Annotated in this window: 22 protein-coding genes; 8 read left to right on the top strand and 14 right to left on the bottom strand. The window is 59.7% G+C overall.

Features of this window, described 5'->3' with window-relative positions; translation table 11 throughout:
• Positions 1–22: 22 nt before the first annotated feature.
• Positions 23–628 (bottom strand): LPS-assembly lipoprotein LptE, encoded by a 606-nt coding sequence (locus tag ACYZT2_RS25070; RefSeq protein WP_461968246.1) that lies wholly within the window; start codon positions 626–628, stop codon positions 23–25.
• Between the two features lie 89 nt (positions 629–717).
• A complete protein-coding gene (leuS, locus tag ACYZT2_RS25065; protein ID WP_461968244.1) occupies positions 718–3,324 on the bottom strand; it encodes a leucine--tRNA ligase in 2,607 nt (868 codons plus the stop codon).
• Positions 3,325–3,604: 280 nt separating this feature from the next.
• Here leuS and ACYZT2_RS25060 point away from each other — a divergent pair, with 280 nt between their 5' ends.
• Both ACYZT2_RS25060 and ACYZT2_RS25055 read left to right on the top strand, forming a co-directional pair.
• Complete coding sequence (locus tag ACYZT2_RS25060) at positions 3,605–3,925, top strand: hypothetical protein (protein WP_461968242.1); 321 nt, start codon at positions 3,605–3,607, stop codon at positions 3,923–3,925.
• A 106-nt stretch (positions 3,926–4,031) separates the two neighbouring features.
• Entirely contained in the window at positions 4,032–4,811 is a 780-nt protein-coding gene (locus ACYZT2_RS25055; protein ID WP_461968240.1) for a YdcF family protein, read from the top strand.
• Positions 4,812–4,929: 118 nt separating this feature from the next.
• Here ACYZT2_RS25055 and lnt read toward each other — a convergent pair whose 3' ends face one another.
• The 5 genes from lnt to miaB form a co-directional block, all read right to left on the bottom strand.
• Positions 4,930–6,453: an apolipoprotein N-acyltransferase gene (lnt, locus tag ACYZT2_RS25050; protein ID WP_461968238.1), complete on the bottom strand. Its 1,524-nt coding sequence runs from the start codon at positions 6,451–6,453 to the stop codon at positions 4,930–4,932.
• A gap of 14 nt (positions 6,454–6,467) precedes the next feature.
• The gene (locus ACYZT2_RS25045) at positions 6,468–7,307 is read right to left on the bottom strand and encodes an HlyC/CorC family transporter (protein ID WP_030129528.1); all 840 of its coding nucleotides are present in this window, start codon (positions 7,305–7,307) and stop codon (positions 6,468–6,470) included.
• Positions 7,308–7,312: 5 nt separating this feature from the next.
• A complete protein-coding gene (gene ybeY / locus ACYZT2_RS25040; protein ID WP_052967417.1) occupies positions 7,313–7,807 on the bottom strand; it encodes an rRNA maturation RNase YbeY in 495 nt (164 codons plus the stop codon).
• Positions 7,800–8,816 (bottom strand): PhoH family protein, encoded by a 1,017-nt coding sequence (locus ACYZT2_RS25035; protein WP_461968235.1) that lies wholly within the window; start codon positions 8,814–8,816, stop codon positions 7,800–7,802. Before ACYZT2_RS25035 ends, ybeY begins: the two co-directional genes overlap by 8 nt.
• Positions 8,817–9,003: 187 nt before the next feature.
• The gene (gene miaB, locus ACYZT2_RS25030; protein WP_461973261.1) at positions 9,004–10,329 is read right to left on the bottom strand and encodes a tRNA (N6-isopentenyl adenosine(37)-C2)-methylthiotransferase MiaB; all 1,326 of its coding nucleotides are present in this window, start codon (positions 10,327–10,329) and stop codon (positions 9,004–9,006) included.
• A 134-nt stretch (positions 10,330–10,463) separates the two neighbouring features.
• On the opposite strand from miaB, the gene ACYZT2_RS25025 reads away from it, so the two are divergent.
• Positions 10,464–10,793, top strand: a complete 330-nt coding sequence (locus ACYZT2_RS25025) for a DUF1820 family protein (protein ID WP_007894425.1) — start codon at positions 10,464–10,466, stop codon at positions 10,791–10,793.
• Positions 10,794–10,933: 140 nt separating this feature from the next.
• Here ACYZT2_RS25025 and ACYZT2_RS25020 read toward each other — a convergent pair whose 3' ends face one another.
• The 4 genes from ACYZT2_RS25020 to ACYZT2_RS25005 form a co-directional block, all read right to left on the bottom strand.
• Positions 10,934–11,488, bottom strand: coding sequence for a tetratricopeptide repeat protein (locus ACYZT2_RS25020; protein ID WP_008070087.1), 555 nt, complete (start codon positions 11,486–11,488; stop codon positions 10,934–10,936).
• A 224-nt stretch (positions 11,489–11,712) separates the two neighbouring features.
• Positions 11,713–12,996 (bottom strand): glutamate-1-semialdehyde 2,1-aminomutase, encoded by a 1,284-nt coding sequence (gene hemL, locus ACYZT2_RS25015; protein WP_461968232.1) that lies wholly within the window; start codon positions 12,994–12,996, stop codon positions 11,713–11,715.
• A 17-nt stretch (positions 12,997–13,013) separates the two neighbouring features.
• Entirely contained in the window at positions 13,014–13,637 is a 624-nt protein-coding gene (gene thiE / locus ACYZT2_RS25010) for a thiamine phosphate synthase (protein WP_461968230.1), read from the bottom strand.
• Between the two features lie 32 nt (positions 13,638–13,669).
• Positions 13,670–14,467 (bottom strand): hydroxymethylpyrimidine/phosphomethylpyrimidine kinase, encoded by a 798-nt coding sequence (locus ACYZT2_RS25005; RefSeq protein ID WP_461968228.1) that lies wholly within the window; start codon positions 14,465–14,467, stop codon positions 13,670–13,672.
• A gap of 368 nt (positions 14,468–14,835) precedes the next feature.
• Between ACYZT2_RS25005 and ACYZT2_RS25000 the strand changes: the two genes are divergently transcribed.
• From ACYZT2_RS25000 to ACYZT2_RS24985, 4 genes are all read left to right on the top strand, one after another.
• Positions 14,836–17,214 (top strand): hybrid sensor histidine kinase/response regulator, encoded by a 2,379-nt coding sequence (locus ACYZT2_RS25000; RefSeq protein WP_461968226.1) that lies wholly within the window; start codon positions 14,836–14,838, stop codon positions 17,212–17,214.
• A 74-nt stretch (positions 17,215–17,288) separates the two neighbouring features.
• The gene (locus ACYZT2_RS24995; RefSeq protein ID WP_461968224.1) at positions 17,289–18,938 is read left to right on the top strand and encodes an acyl-CoA dehydrogenase family protein; all 1,650 of its coding nucleotides are present in this window, start codon (positions 17,289–17,291) and stop codon (positions 18,936–18,938) included.
• A gap of 178 nt (positions 18,939–19,116) precedes the next feature.
• A complete protein-coding gene (amn, locus tag ACYZT2_RS24990) occupies positions 19,117–20,616 on the top strand; it encodes an AMP nucleosidase (RefSeq protein WP_161794734.1) in 1,500 nt (499 codons plus the stop codon).
• 122 nt (positions 20,617–20,738) lie between these two features.
• A complete protein-coding gene (locus tag ACYZT2_RS24985) occupies positions 20,739–21,380 on the top strand; it encodes a pseudouridine synthase (protein ID WP_461968222.1) in 642 nt (213 codons plus the stop codon).
• Here ACYZT2_RS24985 and ACYZT2_RS24980 read toward each other — a convergent pair.
• Together ACYZT2_RS24980 and ACYZT2_RS24975 are read right to left on the bottom strand one after the other, a co-directional pair.
• Positions 21,375–21,584, bottom strand: coding sequence for a DUF2788 domain-containing protein (locus tag ACYZT2_RS24980; protein WP_038981401.1), 210 nt, complete (start codon positions 21,582–21,584; stop codon positions 21,375–21,377). The genes ACYZT2_RS24985 and ACYZT2_RS24980 overlap by 6 nt on opposite strands.
• Before the next feature lie 212 nt (positions 21,585–21,796).
• The gene (locus ACYZT2_RS24975; RefSeq protein WP_007894448.1) at positions 21,797–22,276 is read right to left on the bottom strand and encodes an Lrp/AsnC family transcriptional regulator; all 480 of its coding nucleotides are present in this window, start codon (positions 22,274–22,276) and stop codon (positions 21,797–21,799) included.
• A gap of 435 nt (positions 22,277–22,711) precedes the next feature.
• Between ACYZT2_RS24975 and ACYZT2_RS24970 the strand changes: the two genes are divergently transcribed.
• Positions 22,712–23,710, top strand: coding sequence for a DUF6515 family protein (locus ACYZT2_RS24970; protein WP_461968219.1), 999 nt, complete (start codon positions 22,712–22,714; stop codon positions 23,708–23,710).
• Here ACYZT2_RS24970 and ACYZT2_RS24965 read toward each other — a convergent pair.
• Positions 23,704–24,600, bottom strand: coding sequence for a cation diffusion facilitator family transporter (locus tag ACYZT2_RS24965; protein WP_461968217.1), 897 nt, complete (start codon positions 24,598–24,600; stop codon positions 23,704–23,706). The two genes, ACYZT2_RS24970 and ACYZT2_RS24965, sit on opposite strands and share 7 nt — an antisense overlap.
• Positions 24,601–24,618 lie beyond the last annotated feature (18 nt).

Genomic DNA, 24,618 nt, shown 5'->3' with positions numbered 1-24,618 from the left:
GCGCCTGAGCGCCCCGTAAGGCTTATTGCTGCGGCAATTCGATAGGCGACTGACGCGGAGTCTGCGCTTCAGCCTTCTGCGCCGCTTCCAGTGCGTCGGTCTCAGCCTTGGCCCTGGCGTCAGCGGTCTGTTGCAGCTGTTCCAACTGCGTCGGGGTCAGCTGTTGCAGGCGCAGCATCATGCGTTGAACCAGTTCACGACGCATTTCCTTGCGGGCATCGTTGGCTTCCTGGTCGGAACCCACCAGGTTGTTGCCGTCATTGATGAAGACTTTCTGCACTTCGAGCTTGTCGCTCAGCAGTGGCAGGTTGCCCTGGCCCCGGATGTCGTAGTTCAGCACCATGGTCATCTGGTACTCGCCAGTACGACCGGCGCCTGCGTAACTGAGGATACGCTGGCTTTCCTGCTCATCGGTCAGCACCAGTTTGTGAGGTGCGCCGCTGTAGACCTTGACGCCGCTGCTTTCCAGCACCTGACGCAATTGCGTCACGGTTTCGCCGTAGGCATTGCGGGCGCTCAGGTCGAGTTCCTTGATCGCCAGTTCGGTGGTGCCGGTGCCGCGCAGCTGAAAACCACAGGCGCTCAGCAGGACTGCAAGGCCCATCACCAGCAAATTGCGTTTGATCATCTTGTTGCTCCCCTTGAAACCATGTGGGCCGGTCAAGCGGCCCGAAAGGTTTTACTCGGCGCCAGGCATGACCTGGCGCCCGATCCAATTTAGCTGGCGACGATATTGACCAGTTTCCCGGGCACTACGATCACTTTGCGAATAGTCAGGCCATCGACGAAGCGCAGGACGTTTTCGTTGGTCCGTGCGGCAGCTTCGACTTCTTCGCGGCTGGCGCTGGCCGGCATTTCGATGTGGCCGCGCAGTTTGCCGTTCACCTGGATGACCAGTTGCAGGCTGTCCTGCACCAGGGCGTTTTCGTCCAGTACCGGCCAACCGGCATCGATGACCGGGTCAGCATGGCCCAGTCGATGCCACAGTTCGTGGCTGATGTGGGGGGTGATCGGGGCCAGCAGCAGGACTACGGTTTCCAGACCTTCGTGAATCAGTGCGCGATCCTGTTCGGTGCCTTGCGCGGCTTTTTCCAGCACGTTCATCAGCGTCATCACTTGGGCGATGGCGGTGTTGAATTTGTGGTTCTGGCCGATGTCGTGGCTGGCCTGCTTGATGGCCTGGTGGATCGAACGACGAATGGCTTTCTGCTCGTCGTTCAGGCTGGCGACGTCCAGCTTGCCCGGCAGGCTCTGGATGACGTGCGCTTGAGCCAGACGCCAGACGCGCTTGAGGAAGCGGTGCGAGCCTTCTACTCCGGAGTCGGACCATTCCGCGCTCATGTCAGGTGGCGAGGCGAACATCATGAACAGGCGGCAGGTGTCTGCCCCGAACTGGTCAATCATCGACTGTGGGTCAACGCCGTTGTTCTTGGACTTGGCCATCTTCTCGGTGCCACCGATTTCCACCGGCAGGCCGTCTGCGATCAGCTTGGCGCTAATGACCTTGGCCTTGCTGTCGCGTTCGAGTTCGACGTCCGCCGGGTTGAACCACGTATAGGCACCGTTGGCTTCGCGGCGATAGTAGGTCTCGGCGATTACCATGCCCTGGGTCAGCAGGTTCTTGAACGGCTCGTTAGAGCTCACCAGGCCTTCGTCGCGCATCAGTTTGTGGAAGAAACGCGCATAAAGCAGGTGAAGAATGGCGTGTTCGATGCCGCCGATGTACTGATCCACCGGCAACCAATGGTCGGCAGCCGATTTTTCCACCAGACCACCTTCATAATGTGGCGAGGCGTAGCGGGCGTAATACCACGAGGACTCGACGAAGGTGTCCATGGTGTCGGTTTCACGCTTGGCCGCAGCGCCGCATTTCGGGCAGGTGCACTCGTAGAACTCGGGCATGCGCGCCAGCGGCGAACCGGCGCCGTCCGGTACGACGTCTTCCGGCAATACCACAGGCAGTTGATCTTCCGGGACCGGCACATCACCGCAGGTGTCGCAGTGGATGATCGGGATCGGGCAGCCCCAATAGCGCTGGCGGCTGATGCCCCAGTCACGCAGGCGGAACTGGGTGCGCGAGGCACCGAGGTTTTTCTTGATCAGCGCCACTTCAATGGCGTCGAAGGCGCCTGCGAAGTCGAGGCCGTCGAATTCGCCGGAGTTGATCAGCGTGCCGTGCTCGCCGTACGCATCCTGCCAAGGGGCCGGATTGGTGTCTCCGGAACTTGTGCGCACCACGGATTTGATCGGCAGGTTGTACTTGGTGGCGAACTCGAAATCACGTTCATCGTGAGCCGGAACAGCCATGACCGCGCCATCGCCGTAATGCATCAGCACGTAGTTGGCGACCCACACCGGGAGTATCTCACCGGTCAGCGGGTGTTCAACGAACAGCGAGGTCGGCAGACCTTTTTTCTCTTGAGTGGCGACGTCGGCTTCGGCGACGCTGCCGCCCTTGCATTCAGCGATGAACGCTTGCAGCTCAGGGTTGTTCTGCGCGGCCAGGGTAGCCAAATGGTGTTCGGCGGCCACCGCAACGTAGGTTGCGCCCATCAGGGTGTCCGGACGGGTAGTGAATACTTTCAGTGCGCCGGTTTCGCCGATGGAATCGACGTTATACGGGAACTGCACTTCCATGCCGCGGGATTTGCCGATCCAGTTGCGCTGCATGGTCTTGACCTGCTCAGGCCAGCCCGTCAGTTCGTCGAGGCTTTCCAGCAGCTCATCCGCGTAGGCGGTGATCTTGAAGTAGTACATCGGGATTTCGCGCTTTTCGATCAGCGCGCCGGAACGCCAGCCACGACCGTCGATCACTTGCTCGTTGGCCAGAACGGTCTGGTCGACCGGGTCCCAGTTCACGGTGCCGTTTTTTCGATAGATCACGCCTTTTTCGAACAGGCGAGTGAACAGCCATTGTTCCCAGCGGTAGTAATCCGGCTTGCAAGTGGTCACTTCACGGGACCAGTCCACCGCCAGGCCCAGGCTGCGCAGTTGGGTTTTCATATAGGCGATGTTTTCGTAGGTCCACTTGGCGGGCGCTACGTTGTTCTTCATCGCGGCGTTTTCCGCCGGCATGCCGAAGGCATCCCAACCCATGGGTTGCAGGACGTTCTTGCCTTGCATGCGCTGGTAGCGGGAGATCACGTCGCCGATGGTGTAGTTGCGCACGTGCCCCATGTGTAGCTTGCCGCTGGGGTAAGGGAACATCGACAGGCAGTAGAACGTCTCCTTGCCTGGCTGTTCACTGACTTCAAAGGACTTTTGCTCGTCCCAGAACGACTGGGCGGCGGCTTCGATTTCACGGGGTTGGTATTGTTCGTGCATGGCTACTTTTGAACTGAATAGGGGTGGCCTAATCCTCTTCAATGCACGCTGGACGGTGATTAACGCCAAATCGACGTTTCGGTGCCCAGACGAGCTGGAAGTGGAGTTACAGGAAGCGCCGTAGCATACATGACCGCACTCTACCGAGGGAAACCCTGATTACACGCACGGACGTGGTCAATACCCGCTCCGAGGGCCGTTGGTCGCGGCACTCAGCCGGTTTTGTCAGCGAGGCTAAGCTCTAAAAGGGGAGTGAGTCTTATCTTCAATGAGGTGATGGATGGTTGAGTCACAGCAAAAAGTTACAAAACCGGAGCTGTACGAAAAGCTGATAGACCGTCTCGCAATGGCCCTGGATACGGCCAAAACAGCCGGACGGCTGCGTGATGAGCGTCCCCTGGAGCTGGAACTGCGTGGTTTGAGCCCCGCAGAGTTTGACCTGGTCAAGGCCTATCTGGATCGTAGTGAACGTGAAACGCACGGATGCTTGTCAGAAGCAGTGAAGCAACTCGAAGCACCACGTTCGGCCAAGATCATCTGGCTCAAGGATAAGGCACCCGGCAAAGGCGCGGTAAAGGTCCGGTCTTTGCAATTCAAGTAAGGGCACTTGAAGCCATGGAATATGGTTTTTTGAATCAAAGTCCTTCCACATTTGTTGTCGCCTTGCGACAACCCACCTAGGCTTCGGGCATCTATGGAGATGCCCGATGCCTTTTCGTTATTTCATTAAACAACTTCTACTGCCACCCGGCATTTTATTGCTGCTGCTGGTGCTTGCCTGGTGGTGGCGCCGCTCACGGCCGAGGCTGTCGGGGTTGTGTTTCATTCTGGGTGTGGGCGGCTTCTGGTTGATGAGCCTGCCGGTGGTGGTGGAGTGGAGTGCCAAGGCCCTGGAGCGATCGCCGCCGCTGGCGCGCGAAGAATGGGCAACCCTGAGCCGTCGCGCCGATGCGATCGTTGTATTGGGCTCAGGGCGTGAGCGTGGCGACCCGGCATGGGGCGTCGACCAGCCGACCGGCGTGGGCCTGGGGCGCGAGCGTTATGCCGCGCGCTTGGCCAAGGCGTCCGGCTTGCCAATTCTGACCAGCGGTGGTCTGCATTACGGCACACCGCCGACGGAAGCGAAGCTGATGGCGGACTCATTGCTCGATGATTTTGGCGTGACGGTGCGCTGGCAGGAGGGGCGCAGCCGTACGACCTGGGAAAACGCGCAACTCAGCGCCCAGGTGTTGTTGCCAGAGGGGGTCAAGCGCGTGGTGGTGGTGACTCAGGCCTGGCACATGCCGCGAGCGGTCTGGAGTTTCCAGCAGGCCGGATTTGAAGTAGTGCCCGCGCCAGTGGGGTTTTTAGGCGTGGACAATGCCCGGCCGCTGGGCGGCTGGATGCCGGAGTTCAAATCGATCTGGCAGAGCGGACAATTGATGAATGAGGCGGTGGGACAGATCGGGTATTGGATGTTCTATCGAGGTGATGTCGACGCGGATTGATGTTGTGCTTGTGATGCCGTCTTCGCGAGCAAGCCCGCTCCCACAGGGGATCTTCGGTGAACACACTATTTGTGTACGCCTGAGATCAAATGTGGGAGCGGGCTTGCTCGCGAAGCTTTTAAACGGTTTTCGCCATTCTGTTCGCAACCAACGCCCACCCAAACAACAACACGCAAATGATGATCAACGGCCACGAGCGCCATTCCAGATAGGGGGTCAGGTTGTGCATCGGCACCACTTCGCCATACAGAATGCCTTGTTCGAACTGCGGGATCTGCGCAGTGATCTGGCCAAACGGGTTGATCAGACCCGTCACGCCGTTGTTGGTGGCGCGGATCATCCAGCGGCCGGCCTCCAGTGCGCGCATCTGTGCCATCTGCAAATGTTGCAAAGGGCCGATCGAGGTGCCGAACCAGGTGTCGTTGCTGATAGTCAGCAGCAAATCGCTACGGGCAGCGAGGCTGGCGGCGAATTCCGGGTAGACCACTTCGTAGCAGATGAACGGCGCAATCTGATAACCCTTGGCTTGCAGCAGCGCTTGATCGGCCGGCCCGCGGGCAAAATCAGACATCGGCAGGTCGAAGAAGGCGATCAGACCGCGCAAGACTTCCTGCAATGGAACGTATTCGCCGAACGGCACCAGTTTCTGCTTCAGGTAAGTGCCATCGCCTTCACCGACCACGGTAATGCCATTGAAAAAGCGCTTCTCGTGATGGAGTTCCTGGCGAATCGGCACACCTGTGATCAACGCGGATTTACGCTCGGCGGCGAAGCTGCCCATCATGTTCAGGTAGCCCTCGGCGGACTCCTTGAGCACCGGGACCGCGGTTTCCGGCCAGATCAGCAGGTCGACGCGTTTGGAGCTGAAGCTCATGTCGCGGTACAGCGCCAGCTGCGCATTGAGCTGCGAGGGGTCCCACTTCATGCTTTGTTCGATGTTGCCCTGAATCGCCGCGACGCTCAGTGGCGCGCCCGCCGGGCTGGTCCAGGCATGTTCCTTGAGCGACATGCCGGCCACCCATGGACCCGCCAGCAGCAACACGCCGACAGCGATGAAGCCTTTACGGCCAGTGCGCACCAGGCGTGCAGCGTTGTAAATCAGCGCAGCCGTCAGGGCCATGGTGAAGGAAATCAGCCACATTCCGCCGACAGGCGCGAGCCCGGTCAGTGGACCATCAAGCTGGCTATAACCGGAATAGAGCCATGGGAAACCGGTAAGGAACCAGCCGCGAAAGGCTTCCTGACCCACCCACAACGCCGCAAATGCCAAGGCATCGGCCAGTGGCGCTTCGTTACGGCGCAGCCAGCGCGCCCAAATCCACGCGGGCAGGGCGAAGAACCAGGCGATCGCCGCCGTGAAAAGCAGCATCAAGAACCCGGCCAACAGCACCGAGGCGCCGCCAAAGTTGTGAATGCTGTAGTAGATCCAGCTGGTGCCCGCGGCAAACAGGCCGAAACCGAAACACCAGCCACGGCCCAAGGCCTGGCGGGGGCTCAGCTCACGCAAACCGGCGTAAAAGAAACCGACCGCCAGCAATGCCAGCGGCCAGATATCGAACGGCGCCAGAGCGAGAGTGGTGAGTGCGCCAGCCGCCACGGCCAGCAGATTACCGGGCCAGCCGGGACGGGTCAGACGACGCATTTCAATCCTTAGAATTACCGGGCAATGGGTGACAGGCGCAGCAAGTGAATACGACGGCTATCGGCATTGAGGATGCGGAAGCGGTAGGCGCCGATTTCAGTGATTTCGTTGCGTTTTGGCAAGTGCCCGAACGCGCTCATCACCAAGCCGCCGACGGTGTCGAATTCGTCGTCGGAGAATTCGCTGTCGAAGAACTCGTTGAAGTTATCGATCGGCGTCAGGGCCTTGATCAGGAAGTCACCGCTGGGCAGTGGCTTGATGTAGCTGTCTTCTTCGACGTCGTGCTCGTCTTCGATGTCGCCGACGATCTGTTCCAGCACGTCCTCGATGGTCACCAGACCGGCCACGCCGCCATATTCGTCAATGACGATGGCCATGTGGTTATGGTTGGCGCGAAACTCGCGCAGCAGCACATTCAGGCGCTTGGACTCGGGCACGAACGTGGCCGGGCGCAGCAGGTCCTTGATGTTGAAGCTGTCACCGTTTTCCTTGAGGATCAACGGCAGCAAGTCCTTGGCCAGCAACACGCCCATCACGTCATCGTGGCTTTCGCCGATCACCGGGTAGCGGGAGTGGGCCGAGTCGACCACGGCCGGCAGGAACTCGCGGGGTGTCTGGGTCGCCTTGATGCTGATCATCTGCGAGCGCGGGACCATGATGTCCCGTACTTGCAGGTCTGCAACCTGGATGGCGCCTTCGACGATGGCCAGTGCTTCGCTGTCCAGCAACTTGTTTTGATGTGCATCGCGCAGCAGCTCCAGCAGCTCCTGGCGGTTTTTCGGCTCGTGGGCAAAAGCCTGGGTGAGCTTACCCAGCCATGACTTCTGCCCGTTGCTCGATCGATCTTCGCTCATAGCGATTACTCTGAATCCTTTGTTGTTACGATTGGGGATGTGTCTGTTTCGTCGTCCGCATAAGGGTCTGGATGACCCAACTCTGCAAGCAACGTTCGTTCCAGTGCTTCCATTTCCTCGGCTTCATCGTCATCTATATGGTCGTAACCAAGCAGATGCAAGCAGCCGTGAATGACCAGATGCGCCCAGTGGGCCTTTAATTCCTTGCCTTGTTCCGCCGCTTCGCGCTCGACCACCGCTACGCAGATCACCAGATCGCCGAGCAGGGGAATATCGAGAAACTCATCGGGGACATCGGCCGGGAACGACAAAACGTTGGTGGCGTAGTCTTTCTGCCGCCAGGTGAAGTTCAGTTCGCGGGCTTCCTCTTCGTCGACCAGACGGATGGTCATTTCGGAGTCGGCAGTACGCTGGCGCAGGGCCAGTTCGCACCATTGACGGAATTCGGCTTCGCTTGGGGCAGACGCTTCGGTAGCCAGTTGCAGATCAAGCTCAAGCATCGGGGCGAGTGTCCTTGGAAGAGAACTTCGCCGGTTCGTCGGCTGTGCGATTTTCGAAGCGTTCATAGGCTTCGACGATGCGCTGCACCAACGGATGGCGCACCACGTCTTTGGGCTTGAAGTGGGTGAAGCTGATACCCGGTACGTCCTTGAGTACGTCGATCACGTGGATCAGCCCTGATTTGGTGCCTTTGGGCAGGTCGATCTGGGTGATGTCACCGGTGATGACCGCCGTCGAGCCAAAGCCGATCCGGGTCAGGAACATTTTCATCTGCTCGACAGTGGTGTTCTGGCTTTCGTCGAGGATGATGAAGCTGTTGTTCAGCGTACGACCGCGCATGTAAGCCAGTGGCGCGACTTCGATCACTTGACGCTCGATCAGCTTGGCGACGTATTCGAAGCCGAGCATTTCGTAGAGCGCGTCATAGAGCGGGCGCAGGTACGGGTCGATTTTCTGGGACAGGTCGCCGGGCAGGAAGCCGAGCTTTTCGCCCGCTTCAACCGCCGGACGGACCAGCAGAATGCGGCGAATCTGCTCACGCTCCAGCGCATCTACCGCACAGGCAACGGCCAGATAGGTCTTGCCGGTACCGGCCGGGCCGATGCCGAAGTTGATGTCGTTACCGAGGATTTCCTTCACATAGCGCAGCTGATTCAAGCCGCGAGGGCGAATCATGCCTTTCTTGGTGCGCAAGGCGACGGACGGTTCGGCGGGAGAATGGTTGTCCAATTCCTCGACAGCCGATTCCTGCAGGAACAGGTGAACCATGTCCGGCGACAGCTCGGTACCTTTGGTTTCCCGGTACAAGCGACGCAGCAGGTTTTCCGCGGAGGTGGTGTGCTTGGGTTCGCCGATCAGTTCGAACTGGTTTCCGCGGTTGCGGATCTCGATAGAGAGGCGCTGTTCGATCAAGCGCAGATGCTCGTCGAATTGCCCGCACAGATTGGCGAAGCGGCGAGCTTCAAAAGGCTCGAGGATGAAACGATGTGGTTCTATGGGTGCGTTCAAGGTCGTATTTAGCCGCCCTGGGGCAATTAAGATAAAATCAAGGATAACGCCAGTGGCCTGGGTGCGAAAGCTCTTAAATATCGCAAGGCCAAACACCGTCCTTGTAGGAGCGAAGCTTGCTCGCGAAGAACGATAACGCGATCCGTCAGACAGATAGCGGCGTGGCCTTCGCGAGCAAGCATCGCTCCTACAGCAGCGAGCCCCGCAGCGAGTGCGGTTGCGCGGCATCGATGTGCACGTCGGCGAACTGGCCGATCAGGGTCGGATTGTCGCAGCGGAAGTTGACGATACGATTATTTTCGGTCCGACCTTGCAGTTCACCGGGGTCTTTTTTCGAATAATCGGTTACCAGAATCCGCTGAATGGAGCCCACCATTTGTCGGCTGATCTCAAAACCTTGCTGGTTGAGGCGATGTTGCAGGGCATTCAGGCGTTCTTTTTTCAGTGCTTCCGGCGTTTCGTCGGCCAGATCGGCGGCCGGCGTGCCCGGGCGCTGGCTATAGACGAACGAGTAGGAGAAGTCGAAACCGACGTCTTCGATCAGCTTCATGGTCTGTTCGAAGTCTTTCTCGGTCTCGCCCGGGAAACCGACGATAAAGTCCGAGCTGATGCAGATCCCCGGCACGGCGGCCCGCAACTTACGCAGTTTGGATTTGTACTCCAGCGCGGTGTGATTGCGTTTCATCGCCGCGAGGATCCGGTCGGAACCCGATTGCACCGGCAAATGCAGATGTTTCACCAGCTCCGGCACGTCGGCGTGGGCCTGGATCAGGCTGTCGGAGAATTCCAGCGGGTGCGAGGTGGTGTAGCGAATCCGGTCGATGCCATCGACGGCGGCCACTACGCGGATCAGTTCGGCCAGATCGGCCAGACGACCATCGTGAGTAGTCCCGCGATAACCATTGACGTTCTGCCCCAGCAAGGTCACTTCGCGCACGCCGTTTTCGGCCAGGTGAATGATCTCGGCAAGCACGTCGTCGAATGGTCGGCTGACTTCCTCACCGCGTGTATAAGGCACCACGCAGAAGGTGCAGTATTTGCTGCAGCCTTCCATCACCGACACGTAAGCGCTCGGCCCATCGATGCGCGGCTCGGGTAAATGGTCGAATTTTTCGATTTCCGGGAACGAGACGTCAACTTGCGGCAGTTTGGTCAGGCGCGCGGCGTCAATCATTTCCGGCAGGCGGTGCAAGGTCTGCGGGCCGAACACCACGTCCACGTACGGCGCGCGATCACGGATGGCCGCGCCTTCCTGGCTGGCCACGCAACCGCCGACGGCAATGACCATGTCCGGGTTAGCCAGTTTCAGTTCGCGCCAGCGGCCCAGCTGGGAATACACCCGGTCCTGGGCGCGTTCGCGGATCGAGCAGGTGTTGAGCAGGATCACGTCGGCGTCTTCAGCGCGAGCGGTGACTTCCAGGGCCTGATGTTCACCCAGCAGATCGACCATGCGCGAGCTGTCGTACTCGTTCATCTGGCAACCGTGGGTTTCGATGTAAAGCTTCTTGGCCATGGACAGAGTCATCACGTGATTCAAAGAACCGCGCATTATAGGGAACATGTCCCAAGGTTCCTACCGTTGCGCGTCCGGCGGCTATGCTATAGTTCGCGCCCTCATTTTTATCCCCGATGTGTTACCCGCCCACCATGACCAAACGTGAAGCTCCAATCTACAAGGTGATTTTCCTCAACCAAGGCCAGGTGTACGAAATGTATGCCAAGCAGATCTATCAAAGTGATCTGTGGGGCTTCCTGGAAGTGGAAGAGTTCGTCTTTGGCGAGCGCACGCAAGTGGTCGTCGATCCGAGCGAAGAGAAGCTCAAGGCTCAGTTCGAAGGCGTTGTGCGCAGTTTTGTGCCGATGCATTCGATCGTGCGCATCGACGAGGTCGAGCGCCTCGGCACCCCGAAAATCAGCGAAGCCCGCGGTGCGGTTGGCAATGTCATGCCGTTTCCGATGCCGATGCCTGAGAAGTAAGCTTCAAGACCGAGTTGCCGCCTTCGCGAGCAGGCTCGCTCCCACAACGGATCGTCTGCGTACACAATATTTGTGTGCGCCAAAGATCAACTGTGGGAGCGAGCCTGCTCGCGAAGGGGTCAGTCAGAACAACGCAGAAATCAGGGAAGGGGCGAAAACGGCGTACGCCCATCGGCGCTCTGCAATTCCATCAGGTATTTACGGAAAATTTGCCCCAGCACCTGGGTAGCAACTTCCAGATCTTCGCGGGGCATTTTCTCGGCGACTTCGTCGGCGGTGTCCAGCGCCTCTTCGGCACCGTTGACGGCGGCCATTTTCAGCACGATATACGCCTGAACGTTATTGGCCGGTACGCCTTCGCCATGGAAAAACATGGTGCCGAGTTTGAATTGCGCCTGGGCGTGGCCTTGCAGCGAGGCTTTTTCGAAGTAGCTCAAGGCTTGATTGAGGTCGCGCGGCGCGTTTTTGCCGTCGTAGTAGAACTCACCCAACTCGTATTGCGCTTGCGCATCCCCTTCATCCGACGCTTTCTGACAGGCGGCGAGCGCTTGCGTCAGGTCTTGCGGCTGAGTATTGAGGGTGCAGCGACCCATCGCCGGGATCAACAACGAGTTGCCGCCTGCTTGTGCGAGCGCGAGCAGGGGCTGAAGGAGCAACAGGCAGCCCAATGCAAGGGTGCGGCCGGTGCGGTTCATGGGAATCGACTTACCTCTGAGGGGCGCGTGGACCCATCGAGGGATCCAATAAGCGCGCATTATGAAATAAGCAGGGCCAACCTTACAAAGTCTTTACTCGTTTTTCTGCTGCGCGGGGAATATATCGCCCACTTTGCGGGGGATTATTGGCAGATGAGTAGGAAAAAGGGTGCGGATGTAGGTGAAAGCTGACGCTGGCAATGGCCAACGTCAGCGTTGCAGCTTTATTTCAATGCGGCGAACGCACGCTCGGCGGCGTCCAGCGTCAATTTCAACTCGGTTTCACCGTGGGCGATCGAGGTGAAACCGGCTTCGAAGGCGCTTGGCGCCAAGTACACGCCACCTTCGAGCATCAGGTGAAAGAAGCGCCCGAACAGGCCGGCATCGCTGGCCATCACATCCTCAAAGGTCACGATGTCGTCGGCGCCGCTGAAGTACAGGCCGAACATGCCGCCGGCCTGAGTGGTCACGAACGGAATGCCGGCGGCGTCGGCGCGCTGTTGCAGACCATCGAGCAGACGGCTGGTGTAATCACTCAGTTCGGCGTGGAAACCAGGACGACTGATCAGGCGCAGCGTGGTCAGGCCCGCCGCCATCGCCAGCGGGTTACCCGACAACGTACCCGCCTGGTAGACCGGCCCCAGTGGCGCGATTTGCTCCATGATTTTGCGTTTGCCGCCGAAGCAGCCAACCGGCATGCCGCCACCGATGATCTTGCCGAAGGTGCTCAGGTCCGGCGTGACGCGGTAATGAGCTTGGGCACCGCCGAGGGCGACGCGGAAACCGGTCATCACTTCGTCGAAAATCAGCACCACGCCATGCTTGTCGCACAGGGTCCGCAGGCCTTCGAGGAAACCTGGTGCCGGTGGTACGCAGTTCATGTTGCCGGCCACCGGCTCGACGATGATGCAGGCCACGTCCTGGCCGACGTCCGCGAGCATGGTTTCTACCGCATCGATGTCGTTGAACGGCAGCGTCAGGGTGTGTTTGGCGAACGCCGCCGGCACACCGGCCGAGCTCGGCACGCCTTGGGTCAGGGCGCCGGAACCGGCCTTGACCAGCAGGCTGTCGGAGTGACCGTGGTAGCAGCCTTCGAATTTGATGATGCTGTCACGGCCGGTGAAGCCACGAGCCAGACGGATGGCGCTCATGGTCGCTTCGGTTCCGGAGCTGACCATGCGCACCATTTCCATCGACGGCACAATCGAGCAGACCAGATCGGCCATCTCGGTTTCCATCGCGGTCGGGGCGCCGTAGGACAGGCCGTGTTCCAACTGTTTGCGCACCGCGTCCAGCACGTCCGGATGGCTGTGGCCGAGAATCATCGGCCCCCAGGAACCGACGTAATCCACATAACGCTTGTCGTCTTCGTCGGTGACGTAGGCGCCTTCGGCGTGTTTGAAGAACAGCGGCGTGCCGCCAACGCTCTTGAACGCACGAACAGGCGAGTTCACGCCTCCTGGAATGTGTTTTTGGGCATTGGCAAACAGGGTTTCGGAACGAGACATGATCGGGCTCTCAAAAATCAGGATTTGAATAATTCGTTAAAGGCGCGGGCACGGCGTGTCACTTCAGCGGTGCTCTCGGCGCCAAACAGACCATGCACCACCGCTAGCAGATCGACCCCGTGGGCCACCAGCGGCGCAGCGTTGTCCAGAGTGATGCCGCCAATCGCGCAGATCGGCAGGTGCAGTTTACTGCGGGCCTGATCAAGCAGTTCGAGACTGCAGGCCGGTGCGCCGGGTTTGGTATTGGAGTTGAAGAAGCGGCCGAAGGCGACGTAACTGGCGCCTTCTTTGGCGGCTTGTTCGGCGAGTTCGAGTTGCGCGTGGCAGGTCGAGCCAATGATTGCCTGGCGACCGAGCAGTGCGCGAACCGGCATCAGCGGGCCATCGGTCTGGCCCAGGTGCACGCCGACATTCAGGCGCGCGGCCAGTTCGGGGTCATCGTTGATGATCAAATGAGTCTTGTAGCGTTCGCACAAATCGCGCAGGGCTTCGGCCTCGCGCAGGCGGCGGGCCTCGTCATTGCTCTTGTCGCGGTATTGCAGCAGGGTGACGCCGCCTTCGAGCGCCGCCTCCACGTACGAAAGAAATTTACCGGCCAGTAACTGGCTGTCGGTAATGGCGTACAGGCCACGTAGTTTCATCGGACAAGCCTCACCGCAATACTAATAAAAAGTTACGAACAGAAGTCCAGTGGCAAGCGGCGCGGCACGAACTGGCCTTTGCCCAGTTGCTCCGCGTCACGCAAGGTGCGCCAAGTGTAGTCAAGCGCGCTCTGTACGGCACTGACGAGGTGTTCACCCTGGGCCAGGCGACCGGCGAGGGCGCTGGCCAACGTGCAACCGGAACCGTGATAACTGCCGGGCAAGCGCTGGCAGGTAAAAGTTTCGCGGCGACCGTCGCGGCTGTACAGGCGATTGTGTATTTCGTGTTCGTCGCCATGACCGCCGGTGATCAGCAGGTGTTTGACGAACGGCAGGAGTTTTTCAGCGCACTCGTCCGCGGTGCCTTCGGGCAGTTCGGCAAGGATGCGGGCTTCGGGAAGGTTGGGGGTGGCAATGATCGACAGCGGCAGCAGGCGTTCGCGCATGGCGTAGCCGACTTCGTCCTTGCCCAGTTGTCCGCCGCCGCCAGCGCGCAGCACCGGGTCGCAGACCACCGGCAAATGCGGGTGCGCTGAAAGCAATTCGACCACGGTGTTGACCATTTCCAAAGAACCGAGCATGCCCAGTTTGACGGCGGCGACTTCGGAGTCATTGAGCACGGCGTTGGCTTGGGCCAATACCCACTCGCGATCGAGAACGCGGAAGTCAGTGACGTTGACGGTATCTTGCACAGTCAGGGCGGTGACGGCCGGAGCCGCATGACAACCCTGAGCGAGCAGGGCTTCGATATCTGCCTGCAAGCCGGCGCCACCACTTGGGTCGTGGCCGGAGAGACAGAGGACAACGGGGCGAGAGCTGTAGATATTCATGGTGCGCGAGCTTACCACCAAACATGTTTTTTCGGTGCGCGCGCGCATCGGTGCAAGTGCTGGGAAGATCAAAAGATCGCAGCCTTCGGCAGCTCCTACGGATTTGCGTCGAATGGCGATTAATGTAGGAGCTGCCGAAGGCTGCGATCTTTTGATCTTTCTGACCAAGCCAACAGCTCTAACTCAATGTATAGCGCTGGAACGCTTGTTCTAGAGCCTTTGTAGGAAAAATTTCAATGGTGTTCAATGGCCATCAACGGCTATGCTAGAGTGGATCCAAATCAATAACAGGTAATACCGGTTTTACGTCTACTCAAAAGGAATGGGGGGCTTCCTGACAGAACCGGACAGGCCACGCTGGGGCTTAAATGCGCTATTTGCTGATGTTGCTGTTGTGCTTGCCCCTCCTGGCGAGCGCCGTCGAATTCGACGAGTTCACCCAGAGCCTTCCCCTGGGCCGAACGATGCAGGTTTATGAAGACGCGGGCGGTCAGGCGACCATCGCCGATGTCCGTGCGCAAGCGGCGGCCGGGCGCTTCAAATCCCATGATAAAGCCACCCTGAACGCCGGTTATTCGCGTTCGGCGTTCTGGCTGAAAATCGACCTGCAGTACCGCCCGACCAACCCGTCGGCGCAACGGACCTGGTTGCTGGAGTTGGCCTATCCACCCCTCGATCACCTTGATCTCTACTTGGCCGATGCTGGCGGTGACTATCGATTGGTTCGACAGACTGGCGATGCATTGCCATTCGCCACTCGAGAGATCCGTCAGAACAACTATCTGTTTGATCTGAACTTTGCGCCCGAACAGGCGCAAACCGTGTATTTACGCCTGCAAAGCCAAGGGTCGATTCAGGCGCCCGTCACCTTGTGGTCGAGCACCGCTTACCTTGAAGAGCAGCCGATCCGGCTCTATGTGCTGGGGCTGATTTATGGCGTGTTGCTGGGGATGCTGGTCTACAACCTGTTTATCTTCCTCAGCGTGCGCGATACCAGCTACCTCTATTACATCGTCTATATCGCCTCGTTCGGCTTGTATCAGCTGTCGGTGAATGGTGCGGCGGTGGAGTATTTCTGGCCGAGCAATCCGTGGTGGGCCAACGCCGCGACGCCGTTCTTCATCGGCTGTTCAGGATTGTTCGGCAGCCAGTTCGCCCGCAGCTTCTTGCAAACGGCCAGTCTCAGTCGCTGGCTTGACCGATTATTGCTGGGGTTGGTTGCGTTCAGTGCGCTGGTGGTCGGGTTGTCATTGATGACCAATTACGCCCTGGCCCTGCGTCTGGCGACGTTGCTGGCGTTGGTCTTTACCGTAGTGATTTTCGCCGCCGGGATTTTCGCCTGGTGGCGTGGCCTGCGGGTTGCGCGGTATTTCATCATTGCCTGGTCGGCGTTCCTGCTCGGTGGCATCGTCAACACCCTGATGGTGCTGGGTTATTTGCCCAACGTATTCCTTACCATGTACGCCAGCCAGATCGGCTCGGCGATCGAAGTGGCGCTGCTGTCCCTGGCCCTGGCCGATCGTATCAACGCCATGCGCGAGCAACAGGCACAAACGCTGTTCGATGCAGGCCAGAAGCTCGAAGTGCTGAACCAGCAACTAGCCCACAGCAACAAGCTCAAGGACGAGTTCCTCGCCACCCTGACCCACGAACTGCGCACGCCCATGAACGGTGTGATCGGTTCGCTGGAGCTGATGCAGACCGTCGAGATGAATCCTGAGCTGGAGCAATATCAGCAAACGGCTGCTGGTTCGGCGCGGGACATGATGCGCATGGTCAACGGCATCCTCACCCTGACCGAATTGCAGGCCGGCAAGCTTAAGGTCTATCCGGACACGTTCAGTTTGCGCGGTGTGGTCGAGGCTTTGCGTCTGCAGTTCGATGGCAATGTGTCGAGCAAGTCGCTGGACTTCAAGGTCGAGGTGACATCCGGGCTGCCGGATCGCTTGCACGGCGACAGCGGCAAGCTGACGCAATGCCTGGAATGCCTGCTGGATAACGCAATCAAATTCACTCGGGTCGGCGGTTTGGCGCTGCGGGTGACAGGCAAACCGGTAGCGCCCGATTGGCTGGCGCTGTCCTTTGCGGTGATCGACACCGGCATTGGCTTTACCGATCTGGACGAGGCAACGCTGTATCAGCGCTTCTTCCAGCTCGACGGCTCGATGACCCGTGAGTACGGTGGTTTGGGCGTTGGCCTGGCCATTTGTCGGCAACTGGTCGAATTGCTCGGCGGGCGCCTGAGCCACCGCTCGGAACCGGGTCGCGGCAGTCGCTTTCAACTGGACGTCGAGTTCGAGTTGCCGGTGGTGGAATCTGCGCCCTCAATCACCCGGCAAGCCACCGGCCTGCGTTTACCTCAGGACTGCACGGTGTTGCTGGTCGATGACAACAGCATCAATCAATTGGTGATGCGCGGCATGTTGCTCAAGCTTGGGTTCCGCGTGCGCACCGCCGACAGCGGTGTCGCTGCGCTCGATCACTTGCAGCGTGAAGCTGTTGATGCGGTGCTGCTCGACTGTCAGCTGCCGCCACTGGACGGTGCCTCGATTTGCTGCCGAATCCGCGCCTTGCCGGGTTGCGCCGAATTACCTGTGTTCATCATTGCCCCGAGTGCGGACCGGGCCTATTGCCCGAGCGACACCGTGGTCGACTACCTGAGCAAACCGGTGAAATTCGAAGACTTGCAGGCGGCGCTCTATCGGCGGGTGCTCTGTCCAGGGCAAGGCGAAAGCGCCGACAGTTAGGCAGATATGCCACTTTGTTCATCCTCGGGGCGGTGCTTAACTGAAGTCCCTTGGCTGACCAAAGGAGCCCCGTCATGAACCTGCATCAGTTCGCCGAAACCCACGAAGTCACCAACCAGCCTCCATCGCTGGACGGCACCAACCTCTATCGCATCGACCTGCCTTTACAGGAGTGGTCGCGGCGTTTCGATGCCGGTTGGGCCGAGTCGCGGATCGACGCTTACGGCGCATTGGCCGGAGGGCCGTTGATGGAGGCGGGGTTTGCGGCCAATCAGAACAAACCGGTGTTCGTCAGCCATGACCGCTACGGCCATCGCATCGATCTGGTGGAATTTCACCCGGCCTACCACGAGTTGATGCGCACGGCGGTGGAGCATGGCCTGACTGGCTTGCCCTGGACCGACCCGCAACCGGGGGCCCACGTTGCCCGCGCCTCCATGACCTATTTGCACAGTCAGGCTGAAGCCGGCAGCGGTTGCCCGCTGACCATGACCTTCGCCAGCGTCCCGGCGATGCGCCTGCAACCGAATCTGGCCGAGCAATGGCTGCCGAAAATCCTCTCCACCGAATACGACCCGCGTAACGTCGGCATGGCCCACAAGGCCGGGGTCACCATCGGCATGGCGATGACCGAGAAGCAGGGCGGCACCGACGTGCGGGCCAACACCACCAAGGCGTATCCGGTTGGCGCCAGTGGTCCCGGTCAGGCGTATGAACTGGTGGGCCACAAGTGGTTCTGCTCGGCGCCGATGTGCGATGCCTTCCTGACCCTGGCCCAGACCGACAAAGGCTTGACCTGTTTCCTGCTGCCGCGTCATCGCCCGGACGACACGCGCAATCAGTTCTACATACAGCGGCTGAAGAACAAACTCGGCAACTGGTCCAATGCCTCAAGCGAAGTGGAGTTCCGTGGCGCCTTGGCCTGGATGGTCGGCGAAGAGGGTCGGGGTGTTCCAACCATCATCGAAATGGTTGCCATGACCCGCTTCGATTGCATGGTCGGCTCCAGCGCGCTGATGCGCCAGGCGCTGACCCAGGCCAGCCATCACTGCGCCCATCGCAAGGTCGGTGGCAAATTGCTCGGCGAGCAGCCCTTGATGCAAAACGTACTGGCCGACCTGGCCCTGGAAAGCGAAGCGGCGTTGGCCTTGAGTTTGCGCATGGGCCGGGCGCTGGATCATCTGGATGAGGAGCACGAAGCAAAATTCGCCCGACTGGTGACGGCGGTGGGCAAGTACTGGATCTGCAAACGCGCGCCCGCAATGATCAATGAAGCTGCCGAATGCATGGGCGGTGCCGGTTATGTCGAAGAAAGCATCCTGCCTCGGCTGTACCGTGAGGCCCCGGTCAACTCGACGTGGGAAGGTTCCGGCAACGTGCAATGCCTCGATGTGTTGCGCGCATTGTCGAAAGAGCCGGGTGTGCTCGATGTGCTGTTCAGCGAGTTGGGCGACGGTCATGGCGACAAACGCCTGGCCACGCACATCAGCCAGTTGCAGGCCGCGTTCAAGGACACCGACGATATTCAATACCGCGCCCGCCAGTTGACCGAAGACATCGCGTTGGGGTTGCAGGCCAAGCTGTTGCTGGAGGCGGGGAATGCGGCGGTCAGTGATGCCTTCATCGCCAGTCGCCTCAGTTCGGCCGGTCGGGTGTATGGCACGTTGCCGCGCGGGCTGGATGTGGAAGCGATTGTCGCGCGGTCGACCCCGCAAGGCTTGTGATCGACACCGAGCCAATGTGGGAGCGAGCCTGCTCGCGATAGCGGCGTGACAGTCGACTTCAATGTCGGATGTTACTCAGCCATCGCGAGCAGGCTCGCTCCCACATTGGACCTCTGCGCTTCGCCATTGGTGTGCAGCCAACACGCCACTGTTCCCGTGAAGCGACGATGCAGGCAAGATGAAGGTCTGCAAGTCAGAACACAGGAAGCTGATCGTGACCGAAGCGTTTATTGTCGTTCAAACCGCCGAGCAAGCCGTGGATCGGCTTGCTGCCTTGCACGAGCGTGCAACCACAGCGCTGAATCAGGCGCTCAAGCGTTATCTCAAGGATCGTGTCGAGCCGGACGCTGAACAGCGTGCTCTGTTTCGTTATCCCGAGTTGCGTCTGACCTACCTTTGCCAGGGCGAAGTCCCACAGACCACTCGCGCCTATGCCAAGGTTCAACTGCCGGGAACCTACAGCGTCACCGTCACCCATCCCCGTGCCTTCCGCAAATACCTGCTGGAGCAACTCGTCCCGTTGATGCACGACTTCACCGTGACCGTGGAAGTCGGCGTCAGTCAGCAGAACATTCCATACCCGTACGTGGTCGAGCAGGGCGATGAACTGGCCGGCTCCGGCGTCACGGCGGCGGTGCTGGCGCGAGTGTTCCCGAGTACGGATTTGTCGGCCGCGACCGATGGCATTGCCGATGGCTTGTACGATTGGGAAAACACCGACCCGCTGCCACTGGCCCTGTTCGACGCTGCGCGAGTGGATTTCTCCCTGCGCCGGCTGGTGCATTACACCGGCAGCGACTGGCGCCATGTACAGCCGTGGATTCTGCTGACCAACTACCACCGTTACGTCGACCAGTTCATCGTTCATGGCCTGGAGCAACTGCGCAACGATCCGCGTTTTGTGCGCATGGTGTTGCCGGGTAACGTGATCATCGAAAAGGGCATGGACCACGGCGAAGCGTCGGCGATTGCCGCGGGCGTGGTCTGGCATCGTTACCAGATGCCGGCCTATCACCTGATCGCCAGCGACGGTCATGGCGTGACCCTGGTGAACATCGGCGTCGGCCCGTCCAACGCCAAGAACATCACCGATCACTTGGCGGTACTGCGTCCGCATTGCTGGCTGATGATTGGTCACTGTGGCGGCTTGCGTCAGTCGCAGACCATTGGCGACTACGTGTTGGCCCACGCTTACATGCGCCGCGACGGGATTCTCGATCGCGTCGTGCCGCCGAACATTCCGATTCCAGCCTTGGCCGAAGTGCAGATGGCGTTGCAACAAGCGGCGGCCAACATCACCGGTGAAAAGGGCGACGAGCTGAAGAAGCGCCTGCGTACCGGCACCGTGTTGACCTACGACGACCGTAACTGGGAACTGCGTTGGGCACAGGAACGTCCGCTGATCAACTTGTCCCGCGCCGTGGCGGTGGACATGGAAAGCGGCACCATCGCCGCGCAGGGTTACCGCTTGCGGGTGCCGTACGGCACGTTGCTCTGCGTATCGGACAAACCGTTGCACAGCGAAATCAAACTGCCGGGTTCGGCCAACGCCTTCTATGAACGCGCGGTCAGCCAGCACTTGAAGATCGGCATCGAAGCGGTGGATCTGTTGCGCACCGAGCTCAACTCACTGCACTCGCGCAAACTGCGCAGCTTCGACGAGCCGCCGTTCCGCTGATTGTTCTCATGGTCATTTAGCGGTCAGGGCAGGGCGTGCCATCGATTATTTCCACTGCGGTAGAAATAATCGATGGCACGCCCTAGCATTAGCAGCCCTGACCGTTAGATGTTCTTCTCGCCATGTCTCGTCCTCCACGTCCCGTTTCCCGCCGCCCTGGCGTGAAGCCTGCGCCATCCTCTTCAGCCCCGCGTCGTGTCGCCAAAGCGCCCCCGGCCGAGCCGAAGCTGATTCTGTTCAACAAACCTTTCGATGTGCTGACGCAATTCAGCGACGGCGAAGGGCGAGCGACGCTCAAGGATTTCATCGAGATTCCGGGGATTTACCCGGCAGGGCGGCTGGACCGTGACAGCGAAGGCTTGCTGTTGCTGACCAACGACGGCCAGCTTCAGGCGCGAATTGCCGACCCGAAACACAAACTGGCCAAGACCTATTGGGTGCAAGTCGAAGGCGAACCCACCGCTGAGCAGTTGCAGCGCTTGCGCGATGGCGTCGAGCTGAACGACGGTATGACGTTGCCGGCCGAAGCACGACAACTGGATGAGCCGCAACTGTGGCCACGCAACCCGCCAGTGCGCTTTCGTAAAAGCGTGCCGACCAGTTGGCTGGAACTGGTGATTCGCGAAGGCCGCAACCGTCAGGTACGACGCATGACCGCGGCGGTCGGCTTGCCGACGTTGCGTCTGGTGCGAGTCAGAATCGGTGACTGGTCGATCGAAGGGCTCGATCAGGGCCAGTGGAAGGAAGTGCCGGCCCGCTTATAGAGTGCCGGATTCGATCATGCCGATCACCACGCTTTTGACCACGAAGGCGGCCACGCCCAGCCCCAGTACGAAGAACAGAATGAACGAACCAAAGCGCCCGGCCTTGGATTTTTTCGCCAGATCCCAGACGATGAAACCCATGAAAATGATCAAGATGCTGACCAGGCCAGTCATCATCCACTCTTCGAGTACTGCAGGATCCATCGAACATCTCCAGCGCGGGTGGGGCTAAAAGGCGCTGGAGTATACGCCATGGGGGATTGGCGAGGCATTGACCTGCGTCGGTGTGCCGCAGTCATTCGTCGCCTGTGCGGGCCCCTTCGCGGGCAAGCCTCGCTCCTACGGAGTTTGTGTCGACCGTAATACCGTGATCGACACAAATCCTGTAGGAGCGAGGCTTGCCCGCGAAGGCGTCCTCAGCTGCGCAAATGAGTCAGCGGCAACTCGGTGCTGTTGAGCACCTGGTTCAACACAAAACTCGACCGCACACTGGTCACCCCTTCAATCCGGGTCAGGTGCCCCAGTAGCAGTTTCTGATAGTGATCCATGTCTGGCACTACCACTTTGAGCTGATAATCCGCATCCATCCCCGTCACCAGGCTGCATTCCAGCACCTGCGGCAAGGTGCGAATAGCGGCTTCGAAGTTCTCGAAACGCTCGGGAGTATGGCGGTCCATGCCGATCAGCACGTAGGCGGTCAGGCTCAGGCCGAGCATCTTGCGGTCCAGCAGGGCGACCTGGCGGGTGATGTAACCGTCGTCTTCCAGTTGCTTGACCCGTCGTGAGCAAGGCGAAGGCGACAGGCCGATACGTTCGGCCAGCTCCTGATTGGAGATGCGCGCGTCGCGCTGCAATTCAGCCAAAATGCTCAGGTCGTATCGGTCGAGTTTGCTCATCAATCAGGCCTTTGTCATAACTATTGCGGCGGATTATCTATCCTGAGTTAAAAATTGCGCAAGTGATGTTTATTTGAGCAATATTCGCAATCCTCTGTCGTCGCTCCGGGCCTATTCTTATCACCAGAATCACTGCTCGGACAAACAGTCCAGTGCGGCTCGCCCAATCAGGCCAGCTGCGGTCGCCACCCCCACCGGGGATGTGTTGGCCCCCGAGCTACACACTGTCCAGAAGACGGCGTGAGGTGAGCCGACGTCATAAGCGTCGAGCACGGACGAAGTTCTCAAGGGGAGGCCGACGGGTCTCCCTTTTTTCTTGTCCGGAATTTGACGTCCGCCCTCAATAAATAAGTTGCGCGGCTGATAACCTGTTGCAGAACCGGCCTGTGCTTTCCCAGTCTTATGTACAGGCCCTGACCCGCAGTGAGGAAAAGCATGAAGTCGCGCATCTGGCGTTTGGCCGGTGTTGGTTTGCTGTGTGTGAGTGTCACTGCGCTAACGCTTGCCGATGAGCCGCAATATCGCGGTCCCGATGGCGGGGAACGTGGGGCGGATCATCAGGGAAAAGGTCAGGGGCCTGACGGTAACAATCAGCCTCGCCGGTCGAACAACGACATCATTCGTGGCGACAACAGCCGCCAGTTCGAACTCCACGACCAGAATCAGGGCGGCGAGTGGCAGAACCGTCCGTCGCACGATCCCAATGTTCAGGGCCGACCGCCGCAACAACCCAATAACAATCTGCCGATTCAGGGCCGGCCCGATACTGTGCGCCAGACCCAGGAACCCCGGCGTGGCTACTATCAGGACGAGCCGCGGCGCAACAATGACAACCAGCACTGGCAGACCGGTGGGCCGGGCTCGCGTCCCGATTACCAGCGCTGGCCCGGTCGCCCGGATGGACACGGCAATGGCTGGGGTCCCGGTCCGCAGTATCGTCCGGGATACGTGATCGACCGCTTCCCCGATCGCAACTACCGTGTGCCGTATCGTGGTCAGGATTATTTCTATTCCGGCGGTTATTGGTATCGCCCGCAAGGCCCCCGCTATGTGGTGGTTCATCCGCCTCGCGGGATTCGTGTCCGCTACTTGCCTGATTACGCGCGTGAAGTGTGGATTGGTGGCGCGTTGTTGTTCCTGGCAGCCGGCTCGTATTACGCCTACCAGGCGAGCACGCAGGAATACATCGTGGTCGAACCACCCGTGCAGCCACAACCGGTGGGCAGTGGTTATGATGTGGTGGCGTATCCGGCCAACGGCCAGTCGCCAGAGGAGGTCAGTCGGGACGGTTATGAGTGTTATCGCTGGGCCGTGGAGCAGAGCGGTTTCGATCCGCGCGCCGTCACCTATCAACCGGATCCGTCGGTGGTGCAAGCCTACCGACAGGCCCAGGGCAACTGCCTGAGCAGTCGCGGTTATCAGGTGAGTTACTGAGCCTTGGCGGCTTTCACCACTTCCTTCGGGTCGGCGTGCACCAGCACTTCGGCTCGTGGGTAAGCGGTGTGAATCGCCTCGGCGGCTTGGTCGCTGATGCCGTGGGCGACTGACAGGGTCAGCTCTCCCGGCAATTCCAGATGCAATTGCACAAACCACTGGTTGCCGGAGATCCGCGTGCGCAAGTCGTGGGCGCCCAAAACCCCCGGTACGCTGCAGGCCAATTCAAGCATGTGCTGGCTTACATCCGGCGGCAGCTCTTCATCCATCAGCACCGCAAAACTTTCCCGGGCGATATGAATGGCGCTCCAGAGGATGTAGGCGGCGATCCCCAATCCGAACCAGGGGTCGACTTGGTGCCATCCAAACCCGGCCAGCACCAGCGCCACCAGAATGCTGCCGTTGAGCAGCAAGTCTGAGCGGTAGTGCAAGGAGTCGGCACGCACGGCGTTGGAACCGGTTGCCTTGATCACCCGATGTTGCAACATCAGCAGGGCCACGGTCAGGGCGAGGGAAAACACAATCACCCCGATGCTGAGCCACGCGGCGCTTACCGGCTCTGGATGTTTCAACCGTTCGATCGCCTGCAAGGCAATCAGCACCGCACTGCCGCCAATGAACAGCGCCTGAGCCATGCCCGCCAATGATTCGGCCTTGCCATGCCCATAACGATGATCGTCGTCGGCCGGGCGCAAGGCGTAATGCACGGCCAGCAGATTGAGCAGCGAGCTGACGCCATCGAGTGCCGAGTCGGTCAGCCCGGCGAGCATGCTCACCGAACCGCTCAGCCACCAGGCGATGGCTTTGGCGACGATCAATATGCACGCCACCGCCACCGAGGCGCGCGTCGCCAACCGCAGCAGGCGGGCGTGTTCGGTACTGGTGGTCATAAGTGCGGCTTTTCCTTT

The organism is Pseudomonas sp. MDT1-85, assembly GCF_054898065.1.
This window is presented reverse-complemented; position numbering and strand designations above follow the sequence as displayed.